The following is an 18,301-nucleotide window of genomic DNA, read 5'->3' as shown; positions in this document are numbered from 1 at the left end:
GGTTAAGTTTTTCTGGCTAAGCTCCCCGCGCGCGCATCTGCGCGCGGCTTCCCCTATTTCCACCCGGTCCCCGTACATGCAAAGAGTCTGGTTCAACAAAACGTTTTCCTCGGTCGGCACGGCCATGCGCCTGATCCGCGAGGCCGATATGGCCGCCACTAGCGGCCAGCCGCGCTATCACATCGTGTGCAGCAATACGAACGCGCATGCGGCGGCCTTTTTGTCGGCCCACGACTATGCGGTCGAACCGTCGGGACTGACGGGCCCCGATTATGTCGAGTGGTGCCTGGAATTTTGCCGCGACAGGGGCATCACGATTTTCTGGCCCGGCAAGGAAGCGGGCCTGATCGGCAGCGCCAGCGCGCGCTTCGCCGCCCTCGGCACGCGCGTGCTCAGCGTGGCCAGTGAAGACACCCTGGCTTTGATGCACGACAAGGCGCGCTTCTGCGACGGCCTCGATCTGCCCATGGCGCGTCCGGCCGACTACCGTGCCGTCACCACCATCGCGCAATACGACGCCGCCTACGCCGCGCTGCGCCCGCTGCATCGCAAACTGTGCATCAAGCCTGCCGAATCCGTGTATGGCCTGGGCTTTGCCGTGCTCGACGAAGAGCGCACCAGCGCCCAGCTGCTGCTGGCCGGCGCCGCCTACCAGATCAACGCGCAAGAGTTGCGCAGCGGCCTGGCGCAGATGGAAACATTCAAGACCCTGCTGCTGATGGAATACCTCGATGGCCACGAATACAGCGCCGACTGCGTCGCCGACCAGGGCGCGCTGGTGTGCGCCGTGCCGCGCAAGAAGCTGCACGTGGGCGGCAGCGGCCAGTTGATCGAACTGCGCGCCGACTTGCTGGCAGCCTGCGACAAACTGGCGCGCGACTACCGCCTGAACGGCGTATTCAACATCCAGTTCCGCGAGGGTGCCAACGGCCTGGCGCTGCTGGAGATTAACCCGCGCATGTCGGGCGGCATCGGCATGGCGTGCGCGGCCGGCCCAAACTTGCCTTACCTGGCGCTGGCCGGATTCGACCAGGGCTACGACAAGCTCACCGTGCCCGCCATCCGGGTCGGCATGCGCGTGGCGGAAGCCGCGTACGCCGTGGAGCTGCCATGAACATCGTCAAGCAGCAGATGCCTACGGGCGAACTGACCCTGAAGGTGGACGAGGCGCGCTTTCCGCTGGACTGGCTGATCGGCTTTGCCGCGCGCGCCAACGCCAAGCGCGGCTTCCTGTTCCTGTCCAAGGTGCTGGGCAAGCACTGGCCCGTCACGCCGCGCGCCATGCAAGCCATCCACGACGACCTGGCAGCGCAAATCCCGCCCAGCCTGCCCGGTCCCGTGGTCTTCATTGCCATGGCGGAAACGGCGGTCGGCCTGGGCCAGGGCGTATTCGAGGCCTGGCTGCGCGCCAACCCCAAAGGGAAGGCGCTGTTTTTGCACAGCTCGCGCTATCGCGTGGGCACGGTGCCCTTCTTCGAATTCGAGGAATCGCACAGCCATGCGCCGCGCCAGTTTTTGCATTTGTCCGACGCGGCCAGCGCCGTGTTTTCCACGGCGCGCAGCCTGGTGCTGATCGACGATGAAGCGTCGACGGGCAACACCTTCGCCAATCTGGTGCAAGTGTGCCGCGCGCGCTATCCGCAGCTGGAAAAGCTGCACCTGGGCGTGATCACCAATTTCATGGGCCAGGCCGCCAACGCGGGCCTCACGCAGCGTTTCGGCCTGCCCACCACCGTCGGCGCGGCACTGTCCGGCCACTACGCTTTCCAGGCCGGCGATGCGCCGGCGCCGATAGCGGCCAGCGCGCAGCGCTTCGAAGCGAATGCGGAACGCGGCGCCAGCGCCGCCTTTGGCCGTATCGGCGTAGGCCGTGCCTTGACCCCGCCACAAGGCATGGCGGTGCTGCTGGCGCAGGAAATCGGCGCTGGCGACTCCGTGCTGGTGCTGGGCACGGGCGAATTCATGCACCCGTCGTTCTTGCTGGCGCGCGAACTCGAAGCGCTGGGCAAGAACGTGGTGGTGCAATCGACCACGCGCTCACCGATCCTGTCATGGGGCTCCGTCGGCCATATCGTCTGCTGCGATGACAATTACGGCGAAGGCATCGCCAATTACCTGTACAACGTGGCGCCTGGCCAGTACCAGCACGTTTTCATCTGCCATGAAACCCCGGCCAGTCCGGCCCTCATGCAACTCGCCGGCCAGTTGAATGGCCGCCTGTTCCACTTTCAGTCAGAGACCAAAATTGAAGAAATTCCTGTTTGTTGACCTGGACGACACACTGTTCCAGACCCCGAAAAAATGCCCGGGCGAGACCGATTTGCAGCCGGCCGCCTATTTGAAAAATGGCGACGCCTGCTCGTATACGACGGCGCGCCAACGCGCCTTCTTTGCGTTTGCGCAAAGCGGCATGACCCTGATTCCCGCCACGGCGAGGAATGGCGACGCGTTCCGCCGGGTCGACCTGCCGTTTACCAGCTACAGCGTGCTCGATTACGGCGGCATCGTGCTGCAGCCGGGCGGCGCGCTCGACGCGGGCTGGCTGGCATTGATGCAAAGCGACATGCAGACGGCGCTGCCCGGCCTGCAGGACGCCATGCGCATCATCGACGATTTCCAGGTCAAGGCGGGCATGCCCGCGCGCGCGCGCCTGATCGAGGATTACAACACGCCGTTCTACATCGTCGTCAAGGACCATGAAGCGCGCGGCGAACGCCTGGCCGAGATCGAAGAACAAGTGCTGCAGCAGTGGATCGCGACAGAAGGCAGCGACTACTTCATCCACCGCAACGGCAACAACCTGGCCGTGCTGCCAAAGACCCTGAACAAGGCGCGCGCCGTAGCTTACCTGCGCGCGGAGCTGGAAGCCGAGCATGGCCCCATTCTCAGCTTCGGCATGGGCGACAGTCGTTCGGACGCCCGTTTCATGGCCGAATGCGACTACGCCATCATCCCCAATGGCACCCAGCTGGCGGCACTCACGGTGGCGGCGCTATGACCGAAGGCACGCAGCATTTCAGCGGCAGCTACCGCCAGGAAGACGTGGAGTTCCTGCTTACGCCGATGGCGCTCGAACCGATACTCGACCTGGCCGAAAAAGAGCGTCTGATCCAGTCCGGCCAGCGCCACTACAGCGAAATGCTGTCGCCGGAATCGCTGCCCTCGCCCGCCTACCTGGCGCTGTTTCAGAGCGCGTTTTCCGCCAACCGCCTGCAAATGGCGCGCGACTGCCTGCGCCTGGCAGCCCTGATCGCGGCGCGCCGCACTGGCGCCATTACGCTGGTGTCGCTGGCGCGCGCGGGCACGCCCGTGGGCGTCATCCTCGGTCATTTGCTGCGCCAGGTGTTCCAGCGCGAGTGCAGTCATTATTCCATCTCCATCATCCGCGACCGCGGCATCGATGCGAATGCCCTCAAGCACATCCTGGCACAGGGCCACGGTGACGCCTCTATCGTCTTCGTCGATGGCTGGACGGGCAAGGGCGTGATTTCGCGCGAACTGCGCCAGACGGTCCATGATTTCAACGCCGCACAGGGCACGGCAATCGACGGCGGCCTGTTCGTGCTGTCCGACCTGGCCGGCACGGCCGCCTGCGCCGCCTCGTCCGGCGACTACCTGATCCCGTCGAGCATTTTGAACGCCACCGTCTCGGGCCTGGTCAGCCGCTCCGTGCTCAATGCCAGCATCGGCCCGGACGACTTCCACGGCTGCGTGTACTACGCGCAGTTCGAGCAGCACGACCAGTCGCGCGAGTTCGCCGACGGCCTGGTGGCCGATGCCATGACCATTGCCGCCAGCAGCGGCATCCCGCTGGCCGAGGCGAGCGATGCGCCAGCCATGGCGGCCCGCTCGCAAGCTTACATGGCGGCCGTGCAGCAGGAATACGGCATCAGCGACATCAACCTGATCAAGCCAGGCATCGGCGAAGCGACGCGCGTACTGCTGCGCCGCGTGCCCGAGCGCCTGATCGTGCGCGACACGAATGCGCCGGACGTGGCACATTTGCTGCTTCTGGCGCAGGAAAAAGCCATACCCGTCACCGTAGAACCGGCGCTGCCCTACCAGGCGGTCGCCCTTATCAGGAGCGCAGTCGATGGATAACAACTCCCTACACCCACAAAGTGAACACAAGGCGGCGCTGGGCGCCTCCATGTACGTGCCGACCACGCACAAGGACTTGCTGGCGATCGCCAATGGCGAAAAATTCAGCCATTTACGCTCGGTGATCCTGTGCACCGAGGACGCCATCGCCGAACGCGATCTCAGCTACGCGCTGTTCAACCTGTCGCTGGCGCTGCAAAACATGTGCGACGACTCGGATACCTTGCGCTTCGTGCGCGTGCGCAATCTCGAGGTGCTGGCGCGCGTGCTGGGCATGCCCGGCGCCGAGAAATTGAGCGGTTTCGTGCTGCCAAAATCCACGCGCCACAATTTCGCCGCCTACTTCGAACTGGTGCGCCACACGCACCATTTGCTGATGCCGACGCTGGAAACGGCGGAAGTGTTCGACGACGACGAGATGAAGCAGTTCCGCCTCATGCTGTCGGCGCCGGAAGTGCGGCGCCGCATCCTGGCCCTGCGCATCGGCGGCAACGATCTGCTGGCCCTGCTGGGCCTGCGCCGCCCCACCAGCGGCACCATCTATCAGACGCCGCTGGGCCAGGTTATCGGCCGCCTGGTCACCATCTTCAAGCCGCACGGCTTCCAGCTGACGGCGCCCGTCTTCGAGCACCTGTCGCAGGGCAGCTGGCTGGACGCCGAAGTGGCGCAGGACATGGCGCACGGCATGATCGCCAAGACGGCCATCCACCCGGACCAGGTGCCGCAGATCGAGCGCCACTACCAGGTGGCGCAGTCGGACATCGAACTGGCGCTGCGCATCATCGACCCGGACAGCCCGGCCGTCTTCCGCATGCAGGAATCGATGTGCGAAGTGGCCACCCACTCAAGCTGGGCGCAGCGCATCATCGAACAGGCGCGCCTGTTCGGCATCCGCCATGCGACCGACGCGACAGCGGCACACCTGCCGACTACCTCATTGACTCAACTCTCAAGCGACGAAGGGATTGCACGACCATGACCAATTTCACACGCGGACAAAAAGGCAAACTGGCTGACCTGGGCTTGAACGGTCCGTTTGCCGTCACGCTCGATATCGTTTCGGGCTCGATGGAAGTGGACGTCAGCTGCTTCGGCGTCGATGCGGCCGGCAAGCTGTCGGACGACCGCTACATGGTGTTCTTCAACCAGAAGAGCGCGCCGGACAACGCCATCACGGTGGACTTGAACGGCCCACGCTCCACCTTCCAGGTCGACCTTTCACGTTTGCCCGCCTCGATCGACAAGCTGGTATTTACGGCGGCGACGGAACAGGGTAGCATGCGCGCGCTGGGCAACTCCAGCATGGCGCTGGGCCAGGCAGCCACCTTTGCGTTTTCCGGCACTGACTTCCAGGACGAAAAAGCCGTCATCATCGGCGAACTGTATCGCCGCGACGGCAGCTGGCGCTTCGGTGCCGTGGGCCAGGGTTTCGCGGGCGGCCTGGCGGCGTTGCTGAAGCACTTTGGCGGCAGCGAAGCAGCTTCGTCCTCCCCTTCGTCGATTCCCGCGCCAACGCCCACGCCGGCAGCACCGCCAGCGGCAAACAAGATTTCGCTGTCGAAGATCCGGCTGGAAAAACGCGGCGACAAGATTTCGCTCGACAAGCGCGACAGCGGCGGCTATGGCCGCATCAAGGTCAACCTGAACTGGAACCAGAACGCCGCGCTAGGCCAGGCGCCCGCCTCGAAACTGGACACGGGCTTCCTCGGCAAGCTGTTCAACAAGCCGGCGGGCCGTGCGGGCGGCATCGACCTCGATATCGGCTGTCTGTTCGAAATGAGCAATGGCAGCAAAAGCGCCGTGCAAGCGCTGGGCAACAGCTGGGGCGCCTATGACAGACCGCCCTACATCCACCTGGAAGGCGACGACCGCACGGGTAGCGTCAGCAGCGGCGAAAACATCTTCATCAACGGCAGCCATTTCGACCAGATCAAGCGCGTGCTCGTCTACGCCTTCATCTACGAAGGCGTGCCAAATTGGGCCGTGACCGATGGCGTCGTGACGATCGAGATCCCCGGTCAGCCTAGCGTGGAAGTGCGCCTCGATACAGACAGCCAGCACGCCATGTGCGCCATCGCCATGCTGGAAAACCACGGCGGCAACCTGCAGGTGACAAAATTGGTGGAATACTTCGGCGGCCAAGGTAAAATCACGGCGCACCAGGCCATGGACGAAAGATATAACTTTGGCTTGAACTGGAAAGCTGGCCGCAAAGACTGATCCTTTTACCTAAACAACCCTACCATGACCCCTACGACCAAAAAAGTCACCTTCGCCTTCGCCATCTTCCTCGTGGCCGGCTTCCTGCTGCTTGCCGCCTATACGTGGATGACCCTCAGCTTCTCGTACTCGGAAGGCGAACGGGCGGGTTACCTGCAAAAGTTCTCCAAGCGGGGCTGGATTTGCAAGACATGGGAGGGTGAATTGCTGCTGACGGCGCTGCCGGGCACCATCCCGGAAAAATTCCAGTTCAGCGTGCGCGATGAAGACGTGGCGAAGCAGTTGACGGCCGCCGCCGGTAAGCGCATCCTCGTCACGTATAGCCAGCACAAGGGCGTGCCGACGCAATGCTTCGGCGAGACGGAATATTTTGCCGATAAAGTCGTATTGAGCCAGTAACACCGCCACTCCAGCAGCACCGCGCCGGCCAGGCATGCTCGGGCCGGCGCCATCCCCGCCAGCCACTTATTCGCTTCCCGCCCTGACGCTACGTGCGTATCTGCCTTTCCGCCCTGGCACAGTGACGGCATAACGGGCCGCCGTGCGCGCTGCGGCAGATTTTGCTCGCTGTCCGACCTAGCGCGAACGCCAGACGGCTCCCGCCTCATTCGGTTGCGTCAAGCGCTCGATCACTTCGCGCGTCAAACTGGCCGAGCTGACTTGTTCGGCTTTCGCGCGGGCGGCGCTCAAGGAGTTGGAAAAGACCGTTTGCGGCTGTTCCAGGCTGGCGCGCAGGGCCGCCAGTTCGCGCTCCTGCTGTTGCGCGCGCGCCGTTTCCATCTCCAGCAATTGCTGCCTGGCGGCGGCCATGGCAACCGTCGTCTCGGCCGCCTTGCGCTGCAAGGCGGCGTGGGCCTGGGCACTGGCCAGCAAGGCTTGCTGCGCGGCCAGCTTCTCGCTGGCGGCCTGCTGCGCGGCCCATTCCAGTTGCTCGCGCTGGCGCATGGCGTCGAGCGCCTGCTGTTCCATGGCGGCGCGCGTTTCAGCTACCGCCGTCGCCTGCTTTTCCGCTTCCAGCCGGCCGGCGATGGCTTGCGAGGCGCGCTCTTCGGCACTGCTGGTCTGGCGCTGCTGCACCAGTTTTTGCGCGATCAAGGCCAGCGACTCGCGCTCGGCAGCGACGAAATCGCGCTCGGACGCCAGCAGCGCATCGGCAGCTTGCGCCTTGTCTTCTTCCACGCGGGCGCGCTCACTATGCACCTGACCCAGTTCCACGGCCAGGCGGGCCTGCGCCTGCAAGGCTTGCGCGGCAGCGGCTTTCTGTTCGCCTTCGATCAGCGCCTGATCCATCAGGATGCGAATCGCGTCGGCTTCTTTTTGCGCCGCGTCCCGCAAAGCCTTTTCGGCCACGTGCTGGCCGCGCAGGAGTTCCGCTTGCGCGCCTTCGACGGCGATGCGTTCCTGCGCCGCGTTGAACGCCAGCGCTTCCGCTTCCAGTTTCTCTTTCAAGGCGGCGATGGCGGCTTGTTCAGCGGCCAGGCGCTCCTGCTCGGCTTGCAGCAGCTGCTCTGCCTGCTGCGCTTTTTCCTGTGCCAGTTGCGACGCCTGCGCCTGCGCAGCCAATGTGGCTTGGCCGGCATCGACCTCGGCCTGCTCGGCATCATTCTGGCTGGCGGCCAGTTCCGACGCCTGGCGCGCCAGATCGGCGCGTTCGTGCGCCAGGCTGGCGGCGCGCTGCTGCTCTTGCAGTTCGCGGGCAGCCGCCACGGCGGCTGCCTGTTCGGCCGCTTCGCGGGCCTTGGTTTCTTCGAGAGCTGCCGTTTCCGCCTCCAGCTTGGCGTGGCCGGCGATTTCCGCATCCTGTTCGGCGGCCACGCGGGCCAACGCCACGGCGCGCAGTTGGCGGTCCACCTCGATGCGCGCCTCGGTGGCAGCCAGGATGCGCACGTCGGCATCGCGGCGCGCCTGCGCGCTGGCCACAGCGACCATTTCCAGGCGCTCGCGGTGGATGGCCGCGTCGCGCAATTCCTTTTCCGTCTGCAGGCGCAAACGCAGGGATTGCGCCGCATGGCGTTCCGATTCCGCCTGCGCCAGGGCGATGGCTTCGCGCTCCTGTTCCAGGTGTGCCAGCGCGCGCGCTTCTTCCAGGGCGCGCACTTCGGCAGCGGCGCGGTTGAAGGCCGATTCCAGCGCAATCTGGTCGGCGCGCTCGCGCTGCACCGTCAAGTCCAGCGCTTCGCTTTCCGCTTCGGCCAGCATCTGCGCCGTCTGGCGTGCACCGTGCGCATGGCGCTCGCGTTCACGCGCCAGCACGGCGACTCTGGCGTCGGCCGAAGCGATGCCCACCATTTCGTCCTTGGCCGCCTGCACGGCGGCGACGCGCTCGACAGCCTGCAGGCGCGCCTGCTCCGTCTGCACCTGCAATTCTTCGGCGGCGCGGGCGGCCTGCTCGGCCAGTTCCGACTGCACGGCCACTTGCTCGCTGGCGCGCAAGCGGCTTTCCTGCTCGGCGCGCGAACGCTGTTCGGCGGCCTGGCGGATGGCATTGTCGGACTCCACGCGGGAGCGCAGTTCGGCCGTCTCCTGCCTGACCGCTTCCAGTCGGGCCACGCTGGCTTGCGCGGCGGCGCGCATGGTATCGAGACGTTCGCGGTTGGCGGCAATCGCTTCTTCGGCCGCCTGCGCATTTTGCTGTGCGGCGGCGGCGGCGGCGGCATCGATGGCGGCGCGGTCCTCGGCCAGCGAGCGCACGCGCGCCTCGGCCAGCGCGCGACTTTCGGCGGCGCAGGTAGCCTTCGCTTCCGCTTCCACGCGGGCAATCGCCTCGTGGATGGCCTTCAATTCCATTTTCTGGCGTTCCGCAGCCGGTGCCTTGCTGTCGGCTTCCGCTACCGGCTCGGCTTGCGGTTCGGCTTGCAATTCGGCTTGCAATCCGGGCGTGATGGCGACCGCTGGCGCTTCCGCCTTGCGCTCCAGGTCCTTGAAATCATGCAGCGAGACCATGCTGTCCTGGTCGAACTCGTCGTCGGCTGAATAGGCGACGGTGAGGGAGGCGGCCTGGCGCTGATTTTGCTGTGCTTGCATGATTTCTCGCTTATTCGGGTGAATTCCATTGCTTATAGGAATTTATTAGCACCATTATCGAGCAGGCATGCACAAATCAGCGCGGCAAGTAGAGGGGCGTTTACCGCCCTTTTCCGGCGTTTAGGTCAAATAGGCCACAATGGCGCTTCATCCATCAGGGCTACCTGCTCCCTGAGTTCAAGGATGCGGTCCTGCCAATAGCGCTGCGTGTTAAACCACGGGAAGGCGACGGGGAAGGCGGGGTCGTCCCAACGGCGCGCCAGCCAGGCCGAATAATGGATCAGCCGCAGGGTGCGCAGCGCTTCGACCAGGTACAGCTGGCGCGGCTCGAAGTCGCAAAAATCTTCGTAGCCGGCCAGGATGTCGCTCATCTGACGCACCTGATCGCCCCGCTCGCCCGAGAGCATCATCCACAGGTCCTGGATGGCCGGGCCCATGCGGCTATCGTCGAAATCGACGAAATGCGGGCCGGCATCCGTCCATAGCACGTTGCCGCCATGACAATCGCCATGCGTGCGCAGCACGGCCACGTCGCCCGCGCGGTCATAGCAGCGCTTGACGCCATCGAGCGCCTGCTGCGCCACGCTGGAATAGGCGGCCAGCAGTTCGGGCGGCAAGAAATTTCCCTCCAGCAGGAACTCGCGCGGCTCGACGCCAAACGTCTGGTGATCGAGCGCCGGGCGTTCCTTGTACGTGGACAGCGCGCCGACGGCGTGGATGCGGCCGATGAAGCGCCCTATCCACTCCAGCGTGGCCGGATCGTCCAGCTCGGGCGCGCGGCCGCCGTGGCGGGGGAAGACGGCAAAGCGGAAGCCCTGGTACTGGTGCAGGGTGTTGCCGTTGATCTCCAGCGCCGGCACCACCTGGATTTCGCGCTCGACCAGCTCGGACACAAACGCGTGTTCTTCCAGGATGGCCGCATCGCTCCAGCGCGCGGGGCGGTAAAATTTCGCCACCCGGGGCGCGCTGTCTTCGATGCCCACCTGGTAGACGCGGTTTTCGTAGCTGTTGAGCGCCAGCAGGCGGCCATCGCCGCGCAGCCCCACGCTATCGAGCGCGTCGAGCACGCAATCGGGGCTCAGGGCGGAAAAGGGATGGACGGGCCGGTCGTCCTCGTGCGGCTGGTTTTCATTGTGCATAAGCGACATTGTAAGGCGCGCGCGGGCCGCCGGTGCAAACACTTCGGCGGCAAGCCGCAGCTAAGCGTATACTGGCGCCTTACATTCCATCAAAGAGCAAGCCATGCAACTCGAACAGCCATTATCAGAAAAAGAATTCGACGAACTAGACCAATTCCTGTTGTCGGAGCGCTGCTCCGAGGACGCGATGACCATGGATATGCTGCACGGCTATCTGACGGCCGTCGCCATCGGCCCGGAACCGATCATGCCAGCCGAGTGGTTGCCGCGCGTCTGGGGCGAAGATACCGAAGATGCACCGAAATTCAAGAACAGCAAGGAAGAAGAACGCATCGTCAACCTGATCATGCGCTTCATGAACGAAGTGCTGGTGACGTTTGAAGTGGCGCCCAAGGAATTCGAAGCCCTGTTCGTCGAACACGACTACGAAGGCCAGACCCTGATCGACGCCGAAGCCTGGTGCTGGGGCTTCTGGGACGGCATGGAACTGCGTCCCGGCTCGTGGAGTGAAATCTGGAATTCCGAAGTGGCCGAGCTGATGCAGCCGATCTACCTGCTGGGCGCCGACGAAATCAAGGAAGAAGAACTGAAACTGGTGGAAGACCCGGTCAAGGCGCACAAACTGGCGCAGGAACTGGAAGCGAACCTGCCGGCCATCCACCGTTTCTGGGTACCGCGCCGCAAGGCACCCGTGCAAACCATGAAGCGCGAAGAGCCGAAAGTGGGCCGCAACGACGACTGCCCTTGCGGCAGCGGCAAGAAGTTCAAGAAATGCTGCGGCGCAGAGCCGGCAGCCGAGTAATCCCGCAGTAGCATCACTCTCTGCGCCGGCGTCCTGCCGGCGCAGCGCTGGCGCTGGCCCCCGGGCTATAATCGCCGCATGAAACTCCCCGACCTGAATCTGCTCGTTGCCCTCGATATCCTGCTCGAGGAAGGCAGCGCCGTGGCCGCCGCGCGGCGCATGAATCTGAGCGCGCCGGCCATGAGCCGCACCCTGGCGCGCATCCGCGACGCCATCGGCGACCCCGTCTTCGTGCGCTCCGGGCGCGGCCTGGCACCCACCCCGCGCGCGCTGGAATTGCGCGAACAGGTGCGCGGCGTGGTGGAGCAGGCGCACGCCATCTTCACTTCCGGCCGTAAAGTGGACTTGCGCACCCTGGAACGCACTTTCAGCCTGTGCGCCAACGACGTATTTGTCGGCGCATACGGCGGCAAGCTGCGCGATCTGCTGGCCAGCCATGCGCCGAACACGGCGCTGCGCTTCGTGCCCGAAGGCGATGGCGCCACGGAAAGCGATGCCCTGCACGCGGGCCGCATCGACCTGTACATCAGCGCGCGGCGCGCCTTTGCGCCCGACATCAAGCTGCAGCAGCTGTTTACCAGTTCCTTTGTCGGCATCGCCCGCAGCGACCACCCGATCTTCGACAGCCCAATCAACCTCGACAGCTTTAGCAAATACGAACATATCAGCGTCTCGCGGCGCGGCCTGGCGCGTGGCCCATTCGATACGGCCCTGGCCGAGCGCGGCTACACGCGCAGGGTCTCGCTGATCACGCCCAATTTTCAGTCGGCCATTTTCGCCGTGGCCGATTCGCGCCTGCTGCTGCCCCTGATGCCCACGCCCCTGCTGGCCATCGTCGAGCGCCTGGGCTTGAGGCTGCGCACCTTCCAGCTACCCATCCCCGTCGACAGCGTGGAAGTATTCCAGGCCTGGCACCCGCGTCTCGACCACGACCATGCGCACCGCTGGCTGCGGCGCATGATCAAGGAGCTGTGCAGCAGCACGCCAGCAGATGCTTGAATCATTGCGTGGCACGCAATTCTGACTTCATCAATGATCAATTTTCATCCTATTTAGCGCTACCTATACTGCGTGGACTGATTCTCATCCACGGAGTTCCCTGTGTCCGCTGTAGCCCTTCCCGGCGCCGCCCCTGCGGCCACGCCACCCGTACCTCCCATTTTCGGCCTGCGCCTGGCAACGGGCCTGACCGGCGTGCTGCTGGCCGTGCTGGTGGCCGGCCTGAATGAAAACATCACCAAGGTCGCGCTGGCCGACATCCGCGGCGCCATGGGCATCGCGCGCGACGACGCCAGCTGGCTCGTGGCCCTGTATGCGGCCGCCTCGGTGTCGGCCATGGCGTTCGCACCGTGGTGCTCCGTCACCTTCTCGCTGCGCCGGCTGACGGCCACCGCCATCATCGTCTGCATGGCTGCCGGCCTGCTATGCCCGTTTGCGCCGAATCTGTCCGTGCTGATTGTCCTGCGCATGGTGCAGGGCGCGGCCGGCGGCGCCCTGCCGCCCATGCTGATGACGGTGGCGCTACGCTTCCTGCCGCCAAATATCAAGCTGTATGGCCTGGGCGGCTATGCGCTGAGCGCCACCTTCGGTCCCAGCCTGGGTACGCCGCTGGCCGCCTTCTGGACCGAGTACCTGGGTTGGCAATGGGCCTTATGGCAAGTCGTCCCCGGCAGCATCGTCGCCCTGTTGATGGTGTCCTGGGGCTTGCCGCAAGACCCGCTGCGCCTGGAGCGCTTGCGCCAGTTCGACTGGCGCGGCCTGCTGCTTGGCCTGCCCGCCATCAGCATGCTGGTGGTCGGCATGCTGCAGGGCGAGCGCCTGGCGTGGTTTGCCTCGCCGCTGATCTGCGTGCTGCTGGGCGGCGGCCTGCTGCTGCTGGTGCTGTTTTTCATCAACGAGTGGTCGCATCGGCTGCCGTTTTTCAAGCTGCAGCTGCTATCGCGGCGCAACCTCAGCCACGCACTGCTGACCCTGGGCGGCGTGCTGTTCGTGCTGCTGGCCGTGATCCTGATTCCCTCGTCCTACCTGGCGCAGGTACACGCTTACCGTCCGCTGCAAACGGCGCCCGTGATGCTGATGGTGGCGCTGCCGCAGTTAATCGCCCTGCCGCTGGTGGCCGCCCTGTGCAATCTGCGCGCCGTCGACTGCCGCTGGGTGCTGGCCATCGGCCTGGCCCTGCTGGCCTTGTCCTGCGTGCTCGGTGCGCGCATGTCGCCCGACTGGACACGCACGCATTTCTATCTGCTGCAAGCGGTGCAGATCTTTGCACAACCCATGGCCGTGATTCCCTTGCTGCTGCTGGCCACCACGGGCCTGGCGCCGCAGGATGGCCCGTTCGCCTCGGCCTGGTTCAACACCATCAAAGGCATGTCGGCCGTCGTCGCTACCGGCGTGCTCGATGCGCTGATCACGCGCCGCAACCATTTCCATTCGACGGTGCTGAGCGAGCGCCTGGGCAACTTGCCCGGCGACGTGGACACGGCAGGCTTGGCCCAGCGCATGCATGCGCAAGTCGTCACGCTGACCTCGTCCGACCTGTACCTCACCGTGGCCGCCATCGCGCTGGCCATGATTGTGATCATTCCCATCCTGCCGACGCGCGTCTTTCCGCCGCGCGCAGCCTAACTTCCATTATACGAAAGAGCATCACCATGCAAAAACCCATACTGCGCCCGCGCGCTCTTATCCTCGGCCTGTGCCTGCTGGCCTGCGCCCTCTGCGCCTGGCAACTGCTGTTCGCCCGTGGCGACGAACAATCCACCGACGACGCCTTCGTCAGCGCCGACTACACCGTGCTGTCACCCAAGGTGGGCGGCATCGTGCGGGAAGTGCTGGTGGCAGACAACCAGAGCGTGACGGCGGGCCAGCTGCTGGTGCGCATCGATGAGCGCGATTACCAGGCGGCCGTCGCCTCAGCCCGCGCCGAAGTAGCCGGCGCCGAGGCGCAACTGGCGAATGCCCGCGCCACCTTGCAGCGCCAGCAATCGGTGATCGAGCAAGCCGCGAACCTGGTCGACGCCAACCAGGCGGAAGACACACTGGCGCAGCAGGAGCTGGCCCGTTCGCAGCACCTGGCCGGCCAGGGCGCGGGCAGCGTGCAGAACGCGCAGCAGGCGCAGTCGCGCTTCGACGTGAGCCGCGCGCGTCTGGCGCAAAACCGCGCCGCCCTGGTCTCCACCCGCAAGCAGACGGAAATTTTGCAAGCGCAGCAAGGCGCGGCCGAAGCGGCCTTGCTGCGCGCCCGCGCCAGCCTGCAACGGGCAGAACTTGATTTGTCGCATACGCAGCTGCGCGCCCCCATCGACGGCATCGTGGGACGCCGCGCCGTGCGCGTCGGCGCCCTGGTGGCTCCCGGCGCCAGCCTGCTGGCGGTGGTGCCCTTGAACCGCACTTTCGTCGTCGCCAATCTGCAGGAAACCCAGCTGGCCCACGTGCGCCAGGGCCAGCGCGCCAGCATCGCCGTCGACGCCTATCCGGGCGCGCTCCTGCGCGGCACGGTGCACAGCATTGCGCCGGCCACGGGCGTGACGTTTGCCGCCATCGCGCCGGAAAACGCCACCGGCAACTTCACCAAGGTGGTGCAGCGCATCCCCGTCAAGATTGCACTCGACGCCAACCAGGACCGCGAGAACCTCCTGCGCGTGGGCATGTCGGCCGAAGTGCGCATCGATACGGCCGTGCGCCGTCAAGATATCCAACAGGTGAGCGCGCGATGAGAGCACTGATCTTCATCACAGCCCTGGGCCTGGCCGGCTGCGGCAGCGTCGGCAGCGATTTCCAGCGCCCGCACAACGATCTGGGACAGCAATGGCGCCAGGCGGAAGATGCCCGTTTCGCCGCAGGGCAGGATGGCGACATCGAGCAGCGCTGGTGGGACAGCTTCGGCGACACGACCCTGTCGTTCCTGCTGCAGCGCGCCGCCGGCGCCAACCTCGACGTGCTGGCGGCAAGCAGCCGGCTGGAACAAAGCCGCGCCACGCGCGGCGCGGCCGGCGCCGCGCAAGGGCCCACGCTGGGCGCGAACGGCAACTATGGCCGCGCGCGCAACAGCGCGCAAGGCTTGAGCGACCCGTCGCGCAACAACGGCCAGGCCGCCTACAGCCTGTGGCAAGGCAACCTCGATGCGGCCTGGGAACTGGACCTGTGGGGCCGCGTGCGGCGCGAAGTGGAAGCGGCTGACGCGCGCGTCGACATGGCCCTGGAAAGGCAGCACGGCGTGCTGCTGGCCGTGCTGGCCGAAACGGCGCGCGACTACATCGAGCTGCGCGGCGCGCAGCAAACGCTGGCCATCACGCAGCAGCTGCTCGATATCGCCCGCCATACCCTGGACCTGAGCCGCATCCGGCTGCAGGAAGGCGTGGCGACGCAGCTCGACGAGGCCGAGGCGGCGGCTCACGTGGCCACCATCGAAGCGCGTTTGCCGCCGCTGCAGCAGCGCGAAGCGCGCCTGGGCAATGCCCTCGCCCTCTTGCTGGCGCTGCCGCCGCAGTCCCTGCAGGCGGAACTGGCGGCCGGCAAGGACATTCCGGCCGTGGCCATGCAGGTGCAGCTGGGCGTGCCGAGCAGCCTGGCCGAACGGCGTCCCGACATCCGCCGCGCCACGGCGCAGCTGCACGCGGCCACGGCCGCCATCGGCGTGGCACAAGGCGATTTTTATCCGCGCATCACGCTCTCGGGCAGCATCGGCCTGCAAGCGATGCAGCTGTCCGACATCGGCTGGGACGCCAAACGCTTTGCCTTCGGCCCCGGCTTCAGCGTGCCCCTGTTCGATGGCGGCCGCCTGCGCGGCAAGCTGCGATTGCGCGAAGCGCAGCAGCAGGAAGCGGCCATCGCCTACCGCCAGACGGTGCTGGCCGCGTGGCACGAGGTGGAAGACGCGCTTTCGGGCTACCAGGCCAACGCCCGCCGCCAGGCCAGCCTCGATGAAGCCGTCAAGCAGGGACGGCGCGCGCTGGGCAGCGCGGAACTGCAGTATCGCCAGGGCGGCACGGACCTGAGCAAGGTGCTGCATGTGCAGAACACGCTCTTGAACAACGAAGCGGCGCTGGTCGGCAGCCGCGCCACCGCTGCGCTGTCGCTGGTCCAGGTCTACAAGGCGCTGGGCGGCGGCTGGCAAGCCTTTTCAACTACATCGCAAGGAAACACGCCATGAAACCGCATCCCGCACATTTTTCCATCCACGACGTCAGCGACTTTCCCATCGTGCGCTTTCGCCCTGAAACGGCCGTCACCGGCTATGCCCCGCTATGGGAAAACGACATGGACGCCCTGCTACGCCACGGTGTACCGTTCGTCATGCTGTTCGAAGAGGAACGCAGCGATGAAGCGCACGTGGACCGCAAGCGGCGCGGCCTGTGGCTCAAGCACAACAAGATGGCGCTGGCCGCCATTTGCCGGGGCCTGGTGTCGGTCGAAGCGGACGCGCAACAGCGCGCGCGGCTGCAAGCGATGGCGGCCGGCGCCATGCACGCCTTCGGCATCGTGCAGGAAGTGGCCGCCACGCGCGAACAGGCCGAGGCCCTGATGGTGTGGCTGCTGGGCAACGGCCAGATGGCGCGGCCACGCGCGGCGGACGTCTGGTGAGCGAGGGAATAAGTGAGTCAGGCGGCCCTGCGGACCGCGCTTCGTGCAGGGATGACGCAGACGTCGCCGTCGCTGTTGCTCGCCGTCGTCAGGGCAATGCCGTACAGCGCGGCCAGGGCGGGCACGGCGCCGGCATCGCTGGCGATATCGGCAACCAGCAGGCCCGAACGCACCAGCAGCAGACGCTCGAAGCCCAGCAAAGCATGGTTGATGTCGTGCAGGATGGCGATGACGGCGTGGCCGCGCGCAGCGCAAAACTGCTGCAGGCTATCGAGCAGATCGAACTGCAGGCCGGGATCGAGCGCCGCCAGCGGTTCATCGACCAGTATCAAACCATCCCGTACATCCCACATCTGCGCGAAGATGCGCGCCAGCTGCACCCTGGCCTGTTCGCCGCCGGACAGGGTATCCAGGCGGCGGCCCAACAGATGCGTGGCATGCGCCTGGGCGGCCGCGTCCTGCACGATCCGCTCCAGTTGCGGGTCAAGCAGGCGCGCCACCCGTCCCAGGCCGATCACCAGCGCGCACTGCAGCCCGAAGGCCACGCTGGATGCCTGTGGCAGGACGGCGCGGCGCAGGGCCAGTTCGGCCAGCGGCCACTGCGCCAGCGATCGGCCGGCAAATACCACCTTGCCCGCTTGCGGATGCAATTCGCGCGCCATCAGTTTGAGCAAGGTCGACTTGCCTGCACCGCTGGGGCCGAGAATGGCGATGCGCTCGCCCGGTGCTACCCGCACATTGAAGGGACCGAAATACTGCTGGCCCAGTTGCGTGGTGGCGAAGCAGAGTTCCAGTATGGGTGTCATGTTCACCTCTAGGCGCTGGCGTGGCGGAAGCGCCGCAACAGCATCAGAAAGAAGGGCCCGCCCAGCAGGGCCGTGAAAATACCGACGGGCACTTCCGCCGGGATGGCGACGGTGCGCGCCAGGGTGTCGGCCAACAGCAGCAGCACATAGGCGCCGCCGGACAACGCCGCGTCACGCGCTTGAAACGGCGCCAGCCAGTCGGCCAGTGTCACGGGCACGGCGCCCGCCTGCACGGCGATCAGCAAGCCACAAGCCAGGGCGGCGGCCAGCAACCCGCCAGCGCCCCAGCGTGGCCAGCGCCAGGGAGCAACGGACACCAGCGAGGCGAGGTTCATGCGGCCATGGCTTTGGCGAACGCGGCATCGAGTTCCGCCAGCGCCTGCGGCATGCGCGGGCCAAAGCCCAGCAGCAACATGGCTTCCTGCGAGACGATGCGGTGCTTGCGCCCGGCCGGCGTCTGCGCCAGGCCTGGCAATTTCAAAATGCCGTCCACGCCGCCCGAAGCCTTCAAGCCCTGGTCCGTGACGAGCACGATGTCGGGCCGCGCGGCGATCACGGCTTCCGGCGTGAGCGGTTTGTAGCCGGTGAACCCACCCTGCCTTTTACACGCATCCGGCGCTCCCAAG

General features: G+C 65.7%; 18 protein-coding genes. 13 read left to right on the top strand and 5 right to left on the bottom strand.

The features are described from left to right. Window positions 1–76 precede the first annotated feature (76 nt). Genes CSZ94_RS21680 through CSZ94_RS21650 form a run of 7 tightly spaced genes read left to right on the top strand, consistent with a single transcriptional unit; the run spans window position 77 to window position 6,720 of the window. The gene (locus CSZ94_RS21680) at window positions 77–1,114 is read left to right on the top strand and encodes an ATP-grasp domain-containing protein (protein WP_102123425.1); all 1,038 of its coding nucleotides are present in this window, start codon (window positions 77–79) and stop codon (window positions 1,112–1,114) included. Then, window positions 1,111–2,268 carry a phosphoribosyltransferase domain-containing protein gene (locus CSZ94_RS21675; RefSeq protein WP_102123424.1) on the top strand — a complete coding sequence of 386 codons (1,158 nt, stop codon included), beginning with the start codon at window positions 1,111–1,113 and terminating at the stop codon, window positions 2,266–2,268. The genes CSZ94_RS21680 and CSZ94_RS21675 overlap by 4 nt, the downstream gene beginning before the upstream one ends. Continuing rightward, window positions 2,246–2,998, top strand: coding sequence for an HAD family hydrolase (locus CSZ94_RS21670; RefSeq protein ID WP_102123423.1), 753 nt, complete (start codon window positions 2,246–2,248; stop codon window positions 2,996–2,998). Before CSZ94_RS21675 ends, CSZ94_RS21670 begins: the two co-directional genes overlap by 23 nt. Then, a complete protein-coding gene (locus CSZ94_RS21665; RefSeq protein WP_102123422.1) occupies window positions 2,995–4,101 on the top strand; it encodes a cysteine protease StiP family protein in 1,107 nt (368 codons plus the stop codon). Before CSZ94_RS21670 ends, CSZ94_RS21665 begins: the two co-directional genes overlap by 4 nt. After that, window positions 4,094–5,080 (top strand): HpcH/HpaI aldolase/citrate lyase family protein, encoded by a 987-nt coding sequence (locus CSZ94_RS21660; protein ID WP_102123421.1) that lies wholly within the window; start codon window positions 4,094–4,096, stop codon window positions 5,078–5,080. The genes CSZ94_RS21665 and CSZ94_RS21660 overlap by 8 nt, the downstream gene beginning before the upstream one ends. Next, window positions 5,077–6,321 carry a TerD family protein gene (locus tag CSZ94_RS21655; RefSeq protein WP_102123420.1) on the top strand — a complete coding sequence of 415 codons (1,245 nt, stop codon included), beginning with the start codon at window positions 5,077–5,079 and terminating at the stop codon, window positions 6,319–6,321. The genes CSZ94_RS21660 and CSZ94_RS21655 overlap by 4 nt, the downstream gene beginning before the upstream one ends. A gap of 24 nt (window positions 6,322–6,345) precedes the next feature. Further along, the gene (locus tag CSZ94_RS21650) at window positions 6,346–6,720 is read left to right on the top strand and encodes a hypothetical protein (RefSeq protein WP_102123419.1); all 375 of its coding nucleotides are present in this window, start codon (window positions 6,346–6,348) and stop codon (window positions 6,718–6,720) included. Window positions 6,721–6,897: 177 nt separating this feature from the next. On the opposite strand, the gene CSZ94_RS21645 is transcribed toward CSZ94_RS21650, so the two are convergent. Then, complete coding sequence (locus tag CSZ94_RS21645) at window positions 6,898–9,345, bottom strand: hypothetical protein (RefSeq protein WP_102123418.1); 2,448 nt, start codon at window positions 9,343–9,345, stop codon at window positions 6,898–6,900. A 125-nt stretch (window positions 9,346–9,470) separates the two neighbouring features. Beyond that, window positions 9,471–10,484: a serine/threonine protein kinase gene (locus CSZ94_RS21640; RefSeq protein WP_102123417.1), complete on the bottom strand. Its 1,014-nt coding sequence runs from the start codon at window positions 10,482–10,484 to the stop codon at window positions 9,471–9,473. A 103-nt stretch (window positions 10,485–10,587) separates the two neighbouring features. On the opposite strand from CSZ94_RS21640, the gene CSZ94_RS21635 reads away from it, so the two are divergent. The 6 genes from CSZ94_RS21635 (at window position 10,588) to CSZ94_RS21610 (ending at window position 16,869) form a co-directional block, all read left to right on the top strand. Next, complete coding sequence (locus CSZ94_RS21635; RefSeq protein ID WP_102123416.1) at window positions 10,588–11,286, top strand: UPF0149 family protein; 699 nt, start codon at window positions 10,588–10,590, stop codon at window positions 11,284–11,286. Window positions 11,287–11,364: 78 nt separating this feature from the next. After that, on the top strand, window positions 11,365–12,285 hold the full coding sequence (locus CSZ94_RS21630) for a LysR family transcriptional regulator (RefSeq protein WP_102123415.1): 921 nt from the start codon (window positions 11,365–11,367) through the stop codon (window positions 12,283–12,285). A gap of 102 nt (window positions 12,286–12,387) precedes the next feature. After that, window positions 12,388–13,911, top strand: coding sequence for an MFS transporter (locus tag CSZ94_RS21625; RefSeq protein WP_102123414.1), 1,524 nt, complete (start codon window positions 12,388–12,390; stop codon window positions 13,909–13,911). A gap of 26 nt (window positions 13,912–13,937) precedes the next feature. Then, complete coding sequence (locus CSZ94_RS21620; protein ID WP_102123413.1) at window positions 13,938–15,002, top strand: HlyD family secretion protein; 1,065 nt, start codon at window positions 13,938–13,940, stop codon at window positions 15,000–15,002. Further along, entirely contained in the window at window positions 14,999–16,438 is a 1,440-nt protein-coding gene (locus tag CSZ94_RS21615) for an efflux transporter outer membrane subunit (RefSeq protein WP_102123412.1), read from the top strand. Before CSZ94_RS21620 ends, CSZ94_RS21615 begins: the two co-directional genes overlap by 4 nt. Further along, window positions 16,435–16,869, top strand: coding sequence for a hypothetical protein (locus CSZ94_RS21610; protein WP_180977574.1), 435 nt, complete (start codon window positions 16,435–16,437; stop codon window positions 16,867–16,869). The genes CSZ94_RS21615 and CSZ94_RS21610 overlap by 4 nt, the downstream gene beginning before the upstream one ends. 17 nt (window positions 16,870–16,886) lie before the next feature. Here CSZ94_RS21610 and CSZ94_RS21605 read toward each other — a convergent pair whose 3' ends face one another. The 3 genes from CSZ94_RS21605 to CSZ94_RS21595 form a co-directional block, all read right to left on the bottom strand. Next, complete coding sequence (locus CSZ94_RS21605; RefSeq protein ID WP_102123411.1) at window positions 16,887–17,675, bottom strand: ATP-binding cassette domain-containing protein; 789 nt, start codon at window positions 17,673–17,675, stop codon at window positions 16,887–16,889. Window positions 17,676–17,683: 8 nt separating this feature from the next. After that, entirely contained in the window at window positions 17,684–18,010 is a 327-nt protein-coding gene (locus CSZ94_RS28910) for an iron chelate uptake ABC transporter family permease subunit (protein WP_102123410.1), read from the bottom strand. Beyond that, window positions 18,007–18,301: ABC transporter substrate-binding protein (locus tag CSZ94_RS21595; RefSeq protein WP_180977573.1), on the bottom strand; the 295-nt coding region annotated here is incomplete at its 5' end. The genes CSZ94_RS28910 and CSZ94_RS21595, both read right to left, overlap by 4 nt.

Origin of the sequence: Janthinobacterium sp. ROICE36 (assembly GCF_002869965.1) — a bacterium.
Classification (GTDB): Bacteria; Pseudomonadota; Gammaproteobacteria; order Burkholderiales; family Burkholderiaceae_D; genus Janthinobacterium.
The sequence above is the reverse complement of the archived record's forward strand: the minus strand, read 5'-3'. Positions and strand labels throughout refer to the sequence as shown.

What these genes read in the sequence shown, in the direction of transcription:
- CSZ94_RS21680 (WP_102123425.1), top strand. Translation starts at nt 77, where the DNA reads ATGCAAAGAGTCTGGTTCAACAAAACGTTTTCCTCGGTCGGCACGGCC.
- CSZ94_RS21615 (WP_102123412.1), top strand. Translation starts at nt 14,999, where the DNA reads ATGAGAGCACTGATCTTCATCACAGCCCTGGGCCTGGCCGGCTGCGGC.
- CSZ94_RS28910 (WP_102123410.1), bottom strand. Translation starts at nt 18,010, where the DNA reads ATGAACCTCGCCTCGCTGGTGTCCGTTGCTCCCTGGCGCTGGCCACGC.
- CSZ94_RS21650 (WP_102123419.1), top strand. Translation starts at nt 6,346, where the DNA reads ATGACCCCTACGACCAAAAAAGTCACCTTCGCCTTCGCCATCTTCCTC.
- CSZ94_RS21630 (WP_102123415.1), top strand. Translation starts at nt 11,365, where the DNA reads ATGAAACTCCCCGACCTGAATCTGCTCGTTGCCCTCGATATCCTGCTC.
- CSZ94_RS21635 (WP_102123416.1), top strand. Translation starts at nt 10,588, where the DNA reads ATGCAACTCGAACAGCCATTATCAGAAAAAGAATTCGACGAACTAGAC.
- CSZ94_RS21640 (WP_102123417.1), bottom strand. Translation starts at nt 10,484, where the DNA reads ATGCACAATGAAAACCAGCCGCACGAGGACGACCGGCCCGTCCATCCC.
- CSZ94_RS21655 (WP_102123420.1), top strand. Translation starts at nt 5,077, where the DNA reads ATGACCAATTTCACACGCGGACAAAAAGGCAAACTGGCTGACCTGGGC.
- CSZ94_RS21675 (WP_102123424.1), top strand. Translation starts at nt 1,111, where the DNA reads ATGAACATCGTCAAGCAGCAGATGCCTACGGGCGAACTGACCCTGAAG.
- CSZ94_RS21620 (WP_102123413.1), top strand. Translation starts at nt 13,938, where the DNA reads ATGCAAAAACCCATACTGCGCCCGCGCGCTCTTATCCTCGGCCTGTGC.
- CSZ94_RS21660 (WP_102123421.1), top strand. Translation starts at nt 4,094, where the DNA reads ATGGATAACAACTCCCTACACCCACAAAGTGAACACAAGGCGGCGCTG.
- CSZ94_RS21605 (WP_102123411.1), bottom strand. Translation starts at nt 17,675, where the DNA reads ATGACACCCATACTGGAACTCTGCTTCGCCACCACGCAACTGGGCCAG.
- CSZ94_RS21665 (WP_102123422.1), top strand. Translation starts at nt 2,995, where the DNA reads ATGACCGAAGGCACGCAGCATTTCAGCGGCAGCTACCGCCAGGAAGAC.
- CSZ94_RS21610 (WP_180977574.1), top strand. Translation starts at nt 16,435, where the DNA reads ATGAAACCGCATCCCGCACATTTTTCCATCCACGACGTCAGCGACTTT.
- CSZ94_RS21645 (WP_102123418.1), bottom strand. Translation starts at nt 9,345, where the DNA reads ATGCAAGCACAGCAAAATCAGCGCCAGGCCGCCTCCCTCACCGTCGCC.